Raw genomic sequence first — 12,519 nt, 5'->3', positions numbered from 1 at the left:
GCTTCTTCCTGCCCTGCGGCTTTCGGCTCTCTCGGATCTCGAAGTCCATTGCACCCCTTGAGCTGGGGTGTTGCAACGACCACTAGAACCCAAGCCACGCTCCGGGCCGCTTCGCCATGTCTGCGGCACCCTGTCCGCGGCACCCTGTCCGCGGCGCCGGGCCGCTCGGCCCGGGGCCGCCGCACGAGGGAGGGCGCCTCAGGCCGTGGCCGACCGGTATTTGCGGACGGCCAGTGTCCGGAAGGCCGCGATGATCAGCACCGACCAGAGCGCCGACGCGATCACGGGGTGCTGCATCGGCCAGGCGTCCGGCACCGGATAGTTCGGCGGTAGGTTGCCGAACAGTTCACGGCAGGCCTGCACCGTGGCGCTGAACGGGTTCCAATTCGCGATGGTCTGAAGGAACGCGGGCATGTTCTCCGACGGCACGAACGCATTCGAGATGAAGGTCAGCGGGAAGAGCCAGATCAGCCCGCCCGAGGTGGCCGCCTCCGGCGTCCGCACCGTCAGGCCGATGAGCGCGCCGATCCAGGAGAAGGCGTATCCCAGCAGGAGCAGCAGCGCGAAACCGGTCAGCACCTTGGCGATGTTCTCGTGAGTCCGCCAGCCGACCAGCAGCGCAACCATGGCCAGCACCACCAGGGTCAGCGCGCTCTGCACGAGGTCGGCGAGGGTGCGGCCGGTGAGGACCGCACCGCGGGACATCGGCAGCGACCGGAAGCGGTCGATGAGCCCCTTGTGCATGTCATCGGCGATGCCCGCACCGGCACCCGCCGTGGCGAAGGTGACGGTCTGCGCGAAGATCCCGGCCATCAGGAACTCGCGGTACCCGGACGGACTGATGCCCGCACCTGGGATGTTGATGGAGCCGCCGAACACGTAGCTGAACAGCACCACGAACATGATCGGCTGGATGAGCCCAAAAATGAGCATTTCGGGAATCCGGGCCATGCGGGTCACGTTCCGTCGAGCGATGACCAGGGAATCACTCGTGCCGCTCATGTCGCCTGCTCCTTCCGGGCCTCCAGCCCACTCACGACCAGGGAGTCGCATACGGATCTACTGAGGCCGCCGCGTGGCTGCGGGGTGCGGACAGGGGCGTCGCCGGCCGCTTGGGGCACCGTGGTCACCTCGCGCCCTCCTTGTCGGTCGTCGCGCTCGCGCCCGCACCGGCGGCATCGGTCGCTTCGGTCGCTTCAGCCACTTCAGCGGCTTCGGTCACTTCAGCCACTTCGGCGGCTTCCGTCACTTCAGCCACTTCGGCGGCTTCCGTCACTTCGGTCGCTTCGGCGGCTTCCGTCGCTTCGGTCGCCGCGCCCGCCTCGCCCGGACCGGTGGTCCCGGCGCCCTTGCCACCCTTCTTCTGCCGCCCGACGGCGCCCTTGCCGCCCGCGCCGTTCTCCCCCGCGGCCTCCGCGGCGTGCCCGGTCAGCGAGATGAACACATCGTCGAGTGTCGGGCGGCGCAGCCCGATGTCGTCGATCTCCACCCCGCGGACGTCCAGTTCGCGGATGACCTCGGCGAGCAGCTTGGCGCCGCCGGTCACCGGGACCGTGAGCCTGCGGATGTGCGGTTCGACGGTGCCCTCGCCCTTGCCGAAGCCGCGCAGGACCTCGTCGGCGACGGCCAGGTGCTCGGGGGCGTGCACCACGACCTCGACGCGTTCGCCGCCGGTGCGCGCCTTGAGCTGGTCGGAGGTGCCGCGGGCGATGACCTTGCCGTGGTCGACGACGCAGATGTCGTGGGCCAGGCGGTCGGCCTCCTCCAGATACTGCGTGGTGAGCAGCAGGGTCGTACCGCCCGCGACCAGTTCCTGGATGACGTCCCACAGTCCTTGGCGGTTGCGCGGGTCCAGGCCGGTGGTCGGCTCGTCCATGAACATCACGGGCGGGCTGACGACCAGCGCGGCCGCGAGGTCGAGCCGGCGGCGCATACCGCCGGAGTAGGTCTTGGCGGTGCGGTCGGCGGCGTCGCCGAGGTGGAAGCGTTCCAGCAGTTCCACGGCCCGCCGCTTGGCGTCGCGGCCACTCAACTGGTAGAGCCGGCCGACCATCATCAGGTTCTCGCGGCCGGTCAAGTACTCGTCCACGGCGGCGAATTGGCCCGACAGGCCTATCGAGCGCCGCACCTTGTCGGGGTGCGCGAGGACATCGATCCCGGCAACCACCGCCTTGCCTCGGTCGGGCCGGAGCAGGGTCGTCAGGACCCGCACTGCGGTGGTTTTGCCGGCACCGTTCGGGCCGAGCATTCCGAGGACGGTTCCTTCGGGAACGTCGAGGTCGACGCCGTCCAGTGCCCTCACGTCGCCGAACGTCTTCACCAGACCTTCGGCGTAAATGGCGCCTGGCATATGGGTACTCCCATGGCTTGGGTCAGTTCCAGGTCGAATATTACGGTTGGCGGCCTATGCCTGCTCTGCGGGCATTTGTCCGCAACGGAACGCCATGACGCCTCGGCACCCCGCAACGGCGATGCTACGTCCATACGCGATACATCGCGATATAAATTTCGATTTTCCGCGCACGAACGGAAGGGGAACAGACGTTCGTCGGCGGGTGGGGGCGCCACGGTATACCCACGAACCCCCTCAGCCCCATCCCTGTGCAGCAACCCTTTTGCGGTATCCCGCGCTTTTTGCCGCATCCCACCCCGCATCCCACCCCGCATCCCACCCCGCATCCCACCCCGCATCCCACCCCGTGCTCTGCCGCGCGCTCGGCACGGGACGGCAGGAGACAGCGGGCGACGGCAGGAGGCAGCGGGAGGGGACGGCAGGAGACGGCGCGAGACAGCAGGAGGCAGCGGGAGGGGACGGCAAGAGACCGGCACGAGACAGCAGCAGGGGACGGCAAGACACGGCACGAGGCAGCAGGGCACGCGAGGCCCCTCATCGCGCTCACCCCGCGATGGCGTACCCCGCCTCGTGCAGTGCCGCGCGCACCTCGTCGCAGTGCACCGGGCCCTGCGTCTCCAGATGCAGCTCCACCTCGACCTCGGTCAGCCCGAGCCGCGGATCCGTACGCACATGGCCGATATCGAGGACATTGGCATCGGCCGCCGACAGCACCCCGAGCAGTGTCGCCAGCGCCCCCGGCCGGTCCGTCAGCCGCAGCCGCAGCGAGAGATAGCGCCCGCCGGCGACCATGCCGTGCCGCAGGATGCGCTGCAGCAGCAAGGGATCGACATTGCCGCCGGACAGCACCGCGACCACCGGCCCCTCGAACGACTCCGGGTCGGCGAGCAGCGCCGCCACCGGGCTCGCCCCGGCCGGCTCCACCACCAGCTTCGCCCGCTCCAGACACAGCAGCAGCGCACTGGAGAGCTGGTCCTCGGTGACCGTACGGACCTCGTCCACCAGCTTCGCGACCATCCCGAAGGTCACCTCGCCGGGCCGTCCGACCTTGATGCCGTCCGCCATCGTCGCGAGCCCCTCGATCGCCACCGGGCGCCCCGCCGCCAGCGACGGCGGATAGCAGGCCGCCCCTGCCGCCTGCACGCCGATGACCTTCACATCCGGCCGCAGCGCCTTGACCGCGAGCGCGATCCCCGCAGCGAGCCCGCCGCCGCCGACCCCGATGACGATGGTCCGCACCTCGGGGCACTGTTCGAGGATCTCCAGGCCGACGGTGCCCTGCCCGGCGATGATGTCGGGGTGGTCGAAGGGGTGGATGAAGACCGCGCCGGTCTCCCGCGCATACTCCTGGGCGGCGGCCAGCGTCTCGTCCACCACCTGACCGTGCAGCCGTACCTCGGCGCCGTATTCGCGGGTCGCGGCGACCTTCGGCAACGGGGCGCCGACCGGCATGAACACCGTCGACCGCACCCCCAGCAACGACGCCGCGAGCGCCACGCCCTGCGCGTGGTTGCCCGCGCTGGCGGCCACCACACCGGCCGCCCGCTCCTGCGCCGAGAGCCCGGCTATCCGTACGTAGGCGCCACGGATCTTGAAGGAGCCGGTGCGCTGGAGGTTCTCGCACTTGAGGTGGACGGGCGCGCCGACCAGACCCGACAGATAGCGGCTGCCCTCCATCGCGGTGGCCCGGGAGACGCCGGAGAGCATCTTGTGCGCCTCGCGTACGTCATCGACCGTAATCGCGGCGATCGGGTCCGCGGCGGGGTGCGTGAATGCGGAGGTCCCGTGCGTCGTACGCGGCGTGTGGTCGGCCATATCGCCAGTCTTGCAGTTCGCCCACCATGCGGCCTTTTCTGCCCAAATGGCGATCAGACCCGCTGCGGGTGGTGGCTCGGCCGCGGCGCCCCGTAACCCCCGTACGTCCGCCAGGGGGTTACGGGGCGTTATCGGAATGGACAGCCCAGGTACACTCCGCGCCTGGTCCGCGTACGCTGTCCTCCCATCCATACGCACTTCCACCGAAGCGAGCTCCCGGCCATGCCCACCTCTTCGGACATGACGACCCACACCGACCCCGCTCTCCTCGACGCGCTGCAGCACCAAGTGGCCGTCTTCGCCCGCCGCGCAGAGCAGAGCCGGCTCGGCGGCGTCGGACAGGCACGCAATTCCATGGACCGCGCCGCCTATCTGCTGCTCAACCGCCTGGACCAGGAAGGCCCGATGGGCGTCAAGGCCCTGGCCGCCGGCATGGGCATCGACTCCTCTACGGTCACCCGGCAGGTCGCCCCGCTGGTCGACTCCGAGCTGGTCAGCCGCGCCACCCACCCGGAGGACGGCCGGGCCGTGGTGCTCCAGCTCTCCGAGCGCGGCCGCGCCCGCCTGGAGGAGGTGCGCACCTCGCGCCGCGCGCTGATGGCCCTGGTGACCGAGCAGTGGACCGAGGAGGAACGCACGGCGTTCACGACACTCCTGACCCGCTTCAACGTCTCCCTGGCCGACATCACCACTTCGTTGGCGCCGGTGGGTCCGACGTCCTGAATGCCGGCGGAGCCGACGTCCCGACGCCCGCGCGCCGGAAGCGCTGACGCCGGCGGGCGCGGGACGAACGCAGGCCGAGGGCCCGCCGTACCGCCGCGCGCCAGCCGTAACGCCTGCCGCCGAGCCCCGGACCTCAACCCCCGACCCCCGGCCCCCGGCCCCCATAACCGTCGCCCCTCTTGAGCGCAGATCCCCGTATTGCCGGGCCGTCGCGCCTCTTGCCCCCTCGGCCGCACTGCCGTGCTGGCGGAGCCCAGAGGGTCGGGCGTCCGTCATCCGGGAGGCGCGGTGCGAGAGCGGCGACCGGCACGGGAGCGCCGCCGCGCCCGGGAGTTCGCGTTGTTCGTGGCGGGCGCGTCGGGCCGGCTGCTGCATACCGCCACCCTGCCGACCGGCGAGCCCGCTTCCCGGCCCGCACCGGCCGCCGAGGAGTTGCTGACCCGCGCACTCTCGCGGACGTACGCCGTCTGGGACCGGCTGCCCCCACGGGAGCGCTTGGTCCTCGTCCTACGGCACCGGGCCGCACCCGCTCGTACCGCCCGATCTCGCCGAACGGGCCACCACCCGCGGCCGCCGTCTCCTGGCGCACCGCAGGCTGCTGCGACGCCTCGGCCGGCGCCGGCGCTGCTCGCCGTGCCGGCGCCGGCGGGGGCAGCCATGCATCACCCCGGGCTGCCCCCGCCGGCCCACACCACCCCTCCCGCGGAGGGGTGGTGAACGGCAGGGCCGACGCGCGGACCGTCAGCCCAGCGCCTGCATGAGATCCGCCAGCAGGTCGTCGACGGACTCGATGCCGACCGAGAGGCGCACGAGGTCGGCGGGGACCTCCAGCAGCGAACCGGCCGTCGAGGCGTGCGTCATCAGACCCGGGTGCTCGATCAGCGACTCGACGCCGCCCAGCGACTCACCGAGGGTGAACAGCTTGGCCCGGTTGCAGACCTCCACCGCCGCCTGCTCACCGCCCGCGACCTGGAACGACACCATGCCGCCGAAGGACCGCATCTGCTTGGCGGCAACCTCGTGGCCCTGGTGCCCGGCCAGCCCCGGGTAGTAGACGCGGGTCACCTTCTTGTGGGAGCTCAGCAGGTCTGCGATGCGTGCCGCGTTGGCGCTGTGCCGGTCCATGCGGACGGCGAGCGTCTTGATGCCGCGCATCACGAGCCAGGCGTCGAACGGTCCGGCGACCGCCCCCATCGCGTTCTGGTGGTAGGCAAGTTCCTCGCCGAGGGCGTCGTCGTTGACGACGAGGGCGCCGCCGACGACATCCGAATGCCCGCCCATGTACTTGGTGGTGGAGTAGACCACCACGTCCGCGCCGAGGGCGAGCGGCTGCTGGAGGTAGGGGCTCGCGAAGGTGTTGTCGACGACGAGCTTGGCCCCGGCGTCATGGGCGACACCGGCGAGTGCCGCGATGTCGCTGATGCCGAGCAGCGGGTTGCTGGGCGTCTCCACCCAGATCGCCTTCGTACGGGGCCGCAGCGCGTCGCGCACGGCCTTCGGGTCGGAGGTGTCGGCCACCGACCACTCGACACCCCACCGCTCGACGACCTTCGAGATGAGGCGGAAGGTCCCGCCGTACGCGTCATTGGGGATGACGACATGGTCGCCGGGGGACAGGAGGGTGCGCAGCAGGCAGTCCTCGGCGGCGAGGCCGGAGGCGAAGGCGAGGCCCCGGCGGCCGCCGTCGAGCGCCGCGAGGTTCTCCTCCAGGGCGGTACGGGTCGGATTGGCGCTGCGGCTGTATTCGTAGCCGCCGCGGAGCCCACCTACCCCGTCTTGCTTGTAAGTGGATACCTGGTAGATGGGCGGTACCACCGCGCCGGTGGCCTCGTCGGGCTCCTGACCTGCGTGGATGGCAACGGTTTCAAAATGCTGGTGGCGTGGTTCGCGCTGGTCACTCATGTCTGCCGAGGGTAGTCGGCCGCGCGACCGAACTTTTCGGAACTTTCTGCTTGGCTCGATAGTGGATACCTACGAGAGGCCACACACAGGTTCCCGGCGGACCGGATCCGCCGCCCCACCGCCCCACCACCCCACCGAATCCGACCGCTCCCGCCCCCTCCCCTTCGCCCCGCCCCGCCCCGCGCCGCTGCACAGGCTTCTGTTGCACAGGCCTTTGCTGCACAGGCTTCCGTTGCACGGGTAGCCGTTACAGGTACAGGACTCCCCACATGGACGCTCTACTGGTTCTTCTCGCCGCGCTCACACTCGGCGGCTTCGTCTTCCTGCCCTGGATGCGGCGCCGGCGGGCCGTGCAGCACACCCGGCAGGGCCTGGTGGTGGCCTCCGACCCGATGGCGGGCTACGGCTTCGTACCGCTGGAGGAGCTCGACGTACGGCTGCCCGGCCCCGATCAGGAGCTGGCCGATGCGCTGACCGAGATGCGCCGGACGCACGACTGGCGCCCGGCCGCGGCACTGCTGCAGTCCACCGGCGACGACTGGGAGCGCCGCTGGCAGCGGGTGCAGACGCTGGCCGGCGCCGCCGCGTTCGAGCCGGCCGCCGAGGAGGCGACGGAGCAGCAGCGACGCGGTACGGCGCCCGGGTACCAAGACGGCGGCCGGACCGGCGGGATCTGGCTGCACGCCTGGCGCTCGGAGGCCCCCAAAGACCCGGGCGGCGCCCAGACGCACGCCCAGTTCCTGGTCGTACAGGCGCTGCGCGACCCGGGCTCGCAGGACTTCCGCATGATCCTCGAAGAGGCCCGTACGGTCTGCCGGGAGGCGGCCCTGCTGGCGCCCGGCAGCCCCGTCCCGTACATCACCGAGCTGGCCGTCGCCCGCGGTCTGGGCGACCGCCCCGCCGACTACGAAGAGCTGTGGTCCAAGGTCGCCCAGCGCGCGCCGCGGCACATGGGCGCGCACCTCGCCGCGCTCCCCTACTGGTCCGAGAAGTGGCACGGCTCCCGCAAGGAGGCCGAAGCCTTCGCCGAGCGCGCCGCGTCCGCCGCCCCCGCCAAGACCCTGCTCCCGGCCCTCCCCCTCTTCGCGGTCTACGAGCACCTCCCCGAAGCCAACATGGTCCGCAGCCTCTACCGGAGCGCGGTCGTCGAACGCGCGATCGAGGGCGCCCACTTCGCCCTCCGCGAGGCCCCCGCCGACCACCCCATGGCCCCGCACGTCCGCCATCTCCTGGTCTGGTTCCTGGTCCGCGCCGAGCGCTACGCCGAGGCCATGGAACAGCTCCGACTGGTCGACGGCCATGTGGGCGCCGTCCCGTGGTCGTACGGCCGCAGCCCCGCCGCCGAGTACGCCGCCTACCGCGCCCTGGCCATCGCGGGCTGGGAACAGCTGGGCGGCAACGCGGCGGGCTTTCCGCCGGCGGGGAACTAGCGCCGCCACGCGAGCGGACGACGGGCGGCCACGCAGAGGCGGCACAGGGGCCGTACCCGACTTACCGGCTCTGATATTCCGGCGCCGAGCACCCACTCCGAACGGCCACTCCGAGCACCGGCTCCCCACGCCCACTCCGAGCACCGACTCCGAGCACCGACTCCAGCACCGACTTCCGGCCTGCAGGCTCAACACGCCCGCGGCCGAATGTCAGTGGCCCCGTGCATCATCGAAAGCCACTGCTCCCAGATCACCCTCGAAAGGGAAGCCACCCCGGACACCGGCCCGACCCCACCCCGCAGCCGCGCCGCCTCCCCTCTCCACCGGACCCGACCCGACCCGGCCTACGACCACACGCCCGGTCCGGAATACCCCCCACCCCCTCAGCGTTCCCGGCAGTACAACGCCATGTACTGCCCGTACGCCCTCCGCCCCCGAACCAGCCCAGCCGAGCCCGCGTCCCAGCCCCACAGCCCCAGCCCCAGCCCCAGCCCCAGCCCCAGGAGCCTGATCGCCATGCTCTTCTCCCGCTTCAAGAGCCACCTCCCCACCCCGGACGAAGCGCTCGAAGGGCGCCCCGAGCGGGCCTTCACCGTCCCCGACCGGCACACCGTCCTCGGCAACCCGCTGCTCGGCCCGTACCCGGACGGCCTGGAGGTCGCCGACTTCGGCCTGGGCTGCTTCTGGGGGGCCGAGCGGAAGTTCTGGCAAACCAAGGGCGTCTGGACCACTCTCGTCGGCTATCAGGGCGGCCACACCCAGAACCCCACCTACGAAGAGGTCTGCAGCGGCCACACCGGCCACACCGAAGCCGTCCGCGTCGTCTACGACCCCGCCGTCGTCCCGTACACGGCCCTGCTGAAGCTCTTCTGGGAGTCCCACGACCCGACCCAGGGCTTCCGCCAGGGCAACGACGTCGGCACCCAGTACCGCTCCGCCATCTACACCCACTCCCCCGCCCAGCAACAGGCCGCCGAAGCCTCCCGCGACGCCTACCGAACCGTCCTCCAGAACTCCGGCTACGCCGACATCACCACCGAAATCCTCCCGACCGACACCACCCGCCGCCCCTTCTACCCGGCGGAGGGCTACCACCAGCAGTATCTTTCGGACGCCAAAAACCCGGGCGGGTACTGCGGCATCGGCGGGACGGGCGTGAGCTGCCCGGTAGGTGTGGCCAAGACAGACATCTGACACGAACCGCACGCCCCCGCCCACATCGAACCCCGGGCACGAGCACAACGCCGGTCACCGCCGGTTCATTTGACCCTGTTCACCCGAGCGCCGTCGCAGCTCGGCCCACGCGGGCAACCGCTGGCCTTCCCTCTGCGGTCCTCCCAGAAACAGGTTCGCCATGACGGCCCCCCAGATGCCCTCTGCTGCATGGCCGCCGGACATGCCATGGAGGGGGAACGGGGGGCTTTGGGGGCAGCTGACAGGAATCAAGGCTCTCCCGCAGAGCCATCGCGAGTAGATAACGATCTTTCCGGAACGATATTCGGTCCGGCGATTCAGGCTGCCGCGATCCAAAACCTCACCATCAACTACCGGGGACCTCCCGAGGAAGAGCGGAGCCGGCCGACAAATAACGTGCTCAGCGGTCGTCAACCGGCCGACGCGGCTGCCGCCCTTCCACGGCGCTTCCACAGCGCTTCCCACGGGATCAACTATCGATTTTCCCCCAGGAGATGTCCTCTCGGACGCGCCGCCACCCCTCTGACTTGCGGTTTCTTCGCGCTTGCCGTCCAACTGCCTGAAGCGCAGAACCAAGTCAAGACTTACCTCTGCGGGCCTTCTTTCCTATGTTTGGGGTCACCGAACCAGTCCCCTCAGAGGAATGAGACATGAGGAAGAACATCGGCGAGATGGCGACTCGGTGCCTGCGGCACCTGGAATCGCATGACTTCGACGAAGTGCGGGCCATGTGCACGGAAACGGCCACCGTATGGCACAACGACGGCAAGGGAGACCAGACGATCGACGAAAAACTGGAACAGCTCAAGCCCCTTGCCGACATGGTCGGTTCGCTGCGGTTCGACATCACACGCCAATTCCACAGCGCGAACGAGGTACTTCAGCAGCACGTTCTTCGTCTGACCATGCCAGACGGTTCGCGGAGTGAGTTCCACGCCGCGATGTACTTCCGGTTCGATGGATATCTCATCGACCGGATGGAGGAGTATGCCTATGAGGTGGGGTCGGCATGACGGAAGGCAGGATTTCCGTACCGGGGGGCAAGGTGTGGTACCGCAGAACGGGCAGCGGTGGTACGCCGTTGCTGCTCGTCCACGGCGGACCGGGTTACCCGAGTGATCTGCTGTTCGACGCCTTCGCGCCACTCGCCCAGGAGCGCGAGGTCGTCTGGTACGACCAGCTCGGCGTAGGGCGTTCGGATCCGGTCGACGATATCTCGCTGCTGACGGTGGACCGCTTCCTCGACGAACTGGGCGCGGTTTCCGAGGGGCTCGGCCTGGAACGCCCGCACGTCTACGGCCACTCCTGGGGAGCGATGCTTGGCCTTCAGTACGCCGCGGAGCGGGCGCCGGAATGGACCAGCCTGGTCTGCGCCAATGGCCTGGCGAGCGTGCCCAGGTTCGAGCAGGAGGTCCGAGACCTGATGGCGAAACTGCCGGGCAACGTACTCGACCGCACCTACGGCCGGGAGCTGAGAGGCGAGACAGACGATCCCGATTATTGGGTGGCCCAAGAGGAGTACATGCGCGCGTGCGTGCTGCGTACCTCTTCCGTGAGCCTGGACCCGGAACTCATGAGTTTGACAACGTTCCGGACCATGATCGGGCATGCGGACTACCACGTGACCGGCACGCTCAAGGACTGGGACATTTTCGACGCACTTGAACGGATCCAGGTCCCCACACTCGTCCTCGGTGGCGAGTTCGACGAATGCGTTCCCGCGCATCTCGCCGATATCGCCGAAAGAATTCCGGATTCCGAGCATGTAACGCAGCCCGGCGCAGCCCATATGGGATATCTGGAGGAGGAGCCCCTTCGCGATGCGTACGTCTCCCTCATTCAGGACTACATGGCGCGCGTCGAAGCACGCGCGTATCGGCACGAAACTGCCGAGCGGGCGGCACCGGCGGCCGTTGCCGGTGCTTTGCAGCGTGACGGCCGGCCCGCGCGCGCCGTTCGGCGCCCGATACTTCTGCTGAGCGATCGTGATCAGGTTTCCGCAGGTGTCGTCGAACACCGCCGTGACGGCCGTGCCGAGGCCGGTCGGCCCCTGGGTGAAGCGGACGCCCTTGCCCCTGAGGCGCTCCGCCTCGGGCGTCATGTGCGGCCGCCTCCCGCCGAAGAGAAGAAGGAGCGAAGAGGCAAGGAGAAGAGGCAAAGAGGCGAAGCGGGCGTGTCCGGAGGGCGGGGTGTTCGTTGGCCACCGCGTCGGTGGTGGTGGGTGGGGGGAGATACGTCAGGAGTGTGGGGCTGTGTCCCGTTGGATTGTGATGAACGTGCCGTCCTGGTTGGTGCTGGCGGGGCTCGTTGTCGTTATCGCGGGCGGGACGGCAGTTGTCCAGGTGATTGTCCGGCACCGTTTCCCTCGTCTCAAGCAGGGGGAGCACAACGACGTCGCGGAATTCGTCTTCCCCGTGATCGCCGTGGTCTACGGATTTCTGATCGGCTTTATCGTTCTCGCGCTCTGGGGACAGGTGAACTCGGCAGACCAGACGGTGCGAACCGAGGGCGCCGTGGCGATGCAGATGTCCAGTGGCAGCGAGGTGTTCGGAAAGGCCGAGAGCGCACGGATCCGGCAGAGTGTGTTGGAGTACGGGCGCGCGGCGGTGGCGGAGTGGCCCCACGCCGCGGATGGCCTTGCCACGCCCGCGGCCGAGAATGCGCTGAAGGGCCTGCACCACACGTACGAGAGCATCACGCCCCGCAGCGATACCCAACGGGCCTTCCTCGCCAGCTCGCTCACGTCCCTGAAGGAGTTGGCTCTCGCACGAACGGAACGGCTGCTGGCGGCGCGCAGCAACATCGGCCCGCCCCTGTCCTTGTGGATGGTGATCTTTCTGACCACTGGACTGGTCCTCGGGTTTTCCGTCGTCTTCGGCTCTGCGCAGGCTCCGATGCACTACGGGATGGTCGGAGCGGTGAGCGTCCTCGTTGCCGCCAATCTGTTCCTCGTCATGGAACTGTCCTTTCCTTTCCTCGGCGAGTTCGCCACGTCGCCGGAGCCGCTGAACGCGGTGGTCAACGGCCTGTCGTCACCTCAGTAGGCCGGAGGCCGTGGACCTGAGCCCGTAGGTTCCCGTGGTTTCCCGTAGTGGCCGCGCC

The 12,519-nt window shown here is 69.4% G+C and carries 9 protein-coding genes and 3 pseudogenes; 6 read left to right on the top strand and 6 right to left on the bottom strand.

Going from position 1 to position 12,519, the window contains the following annotated elements; all coding sequences use genetic code 11:
- Positions 1 to 198: 198 nt before the first annotated feature.
- The 3 genes and pseudogenes from ACWGJY_RS19140 to ilvA form a co-directional block, all read right to left on the bottom strand.
- Entirely contained in the window at positions 199 to 1,002 is an 804-nt protein-coding gene (locus ACWGJY_RS19140) for an ABC transporter permease (protein ID WP_453261985.1), read from the bottom strand.
- A gap of 373 nt (positions 1,003 to 1,375) precedes the next feature.
- Positions 1,376 to 2,350, bottom strand: a pseudogene (locus tag ACWGJY_RS19135) (ATP-binding cassette domain-containing protein); the annotation flags it as partial.
- Positions 2,351 to 2,896: 546 nt separating this feature from the next.
- Positions 2,897 to 4,060, bottom strand: a complete 1,164-nt coding sequence (gene ilvA, locus ACWGJY_RS19130) for a threonine ammonia-lyase (RefSeq protein WP_453261990.1) — start codon at positions 4,058 to 4,060, stop codon at positions 2,897 to 2,899.
- Between the two features lie 330 nt (positions 4,061 to 4,390).
- On the opposite strand from ilvA, the gene ACWGJY_RS19125 reads away from it, so the two are divergent.
- Positions 4,391 to 4,891, top strand: coding sequence for a MarR family winged helix-turn-helix transcriptional regulator (locus ACWGJY_RS19125; RefSeq protein ID WP_453261984.1), 501 nt, complete (start codon positions 4,391 to 4,393; stop codon positions 4,889 to 4,891).
- 741 nt (positions 4,892 to 5,632) lie between these two features.
- On the opposite strand, the gene ACWGJY_RS19120 is transcribed toward ACWGJY_RS19125, so the two are convergent.
- The gene (locus ACWGJY_RS19120; RefSeq protein WP_453261983.1) at positions 5,633 to 6,793 is read right to left on the bottom strand and encodes a cystathionine gamma-synthase; all 1,161 of its coding nucleotides are present in this window, start codon (positions 6,791 to 6,793) and stop codon (positions 5,633 to 5,635) included.
- Between the two features lie 269 nt (positions 6,794 to 7,062).
- Between ACWGJY_RS19120 and ACWGJY_RS19115 the strand changes: the two genes are divergently transcribed.
- Positions 7,063 to 8,223, top strand: coding sequence for a hypothetical protein (locus ACWGJY_RS19115; protein WP_453261982.1), 1,161 nt, complete (start codon positions 7,063 to 7,065; stop codon positions 8,221 to 8,223).
- 383 nt (positions 8,224 to 8,606) lie between these two features.
- Here the strand turns inward: ACWGJY_RS19115 and ACWGJY_RS19110 are convergent, their stop codons facing one another.
- The gene (locus tag ACWGJY_RS19110; RefSeq protein WP_453261981.1) at positions 8,607 to 8,741 is read right to left on the bottom strand and encodes a hypothetical protein; all 135 of its coding nucleotides are present in this window, start codon (positions 8,739 to 8,741) and stop codon (positions 8,607 to 8,609) included.
- On the opposite strand from ACWGJY_RS19110, the gene msrA reads away from it, so the two are divergent.
- From msrA to ACWGJY_RS19095, 3 genes and pseudogenes are all read left to right on the top strand, one after another.
- A complete protein-coding gene (gene msrA / locus ACWGJY_RS19105; RefSeq protein ID WP_453261980.1) occupies positions 8,740 to 9,417 on the top strand; it encodes a peptide-methionine (S)-S-oxide reductase MsrA in 678 nt (225 codons plus the stop codon). The genes ACWGJY_RS19110 and msrA overlap by 2 nt on opposite strands.
- Before the next feature lie 650 nt (positions 9,418 to 10,067).
- The gene (locus ACWGJY_RS19100) at positions 10,068 to 10,430 is read left to right on the top strand and encodes a nuclear transport factor 2 family protein (protein WP_453261979.1); all 363 of its coding nucleotides are present in this window, start codon (positions 10,068 to 10,070) and stop codon (positions 10,428 to 10,430) included.
- Positions 10,427 to 11,209 (top strand): annotated as a pseudogene (locus ACWGJY_RS19095) (proline iminopeptidase-family hydrolase); the annotation flags it as partial. The gene ACWGJY_RS19100 and the pseudogene ACWGJY_RS19095, both read left to right, overlap by 4 nt.
- A gap of 180 nt (positions 11,210 to 11,389) precedes the next feature.
- On the opposite strand, the pseudogene ACWGJY_RS19090 reads toward ACWGJY_RS19095, so the two are convergent.
- Positions 11,390 to 11,509: pseudogene (locus ACWGJY_RS19090) on the bottom strand (VOC family protein); the annotation flags it as partial.
- A 160-nt stretch (positions 11,510 to 11,669) separates the two neighbouring features.
- On the opposite strand from ACWGJY_RS19090, the gene ACWGJY_RS19085 reads away from it, so the two are divergent.
- Positions 11,670 to 12,461 (top strand): bestrophin-like domain, encoded by a 792-nt coding sequence (locus ACWGJY_RS19085; protein WP_453261978.1) that lies wholly within the window; start codon positions 11,670 to 11,672, stop codon positions 12,459 to 12,461.
- The last annotated feature ends 58 nt before the right edge of the window (positions 12,462 to 12,519 follow it).

Source organism: Streptomyces sp. NPDC054765 (assembly GCF_053612065.1).
Note: the sequence above shows the minus strand (reverse complement) of the source record. Positions and strands in the feature narration are given on the sequence as shown.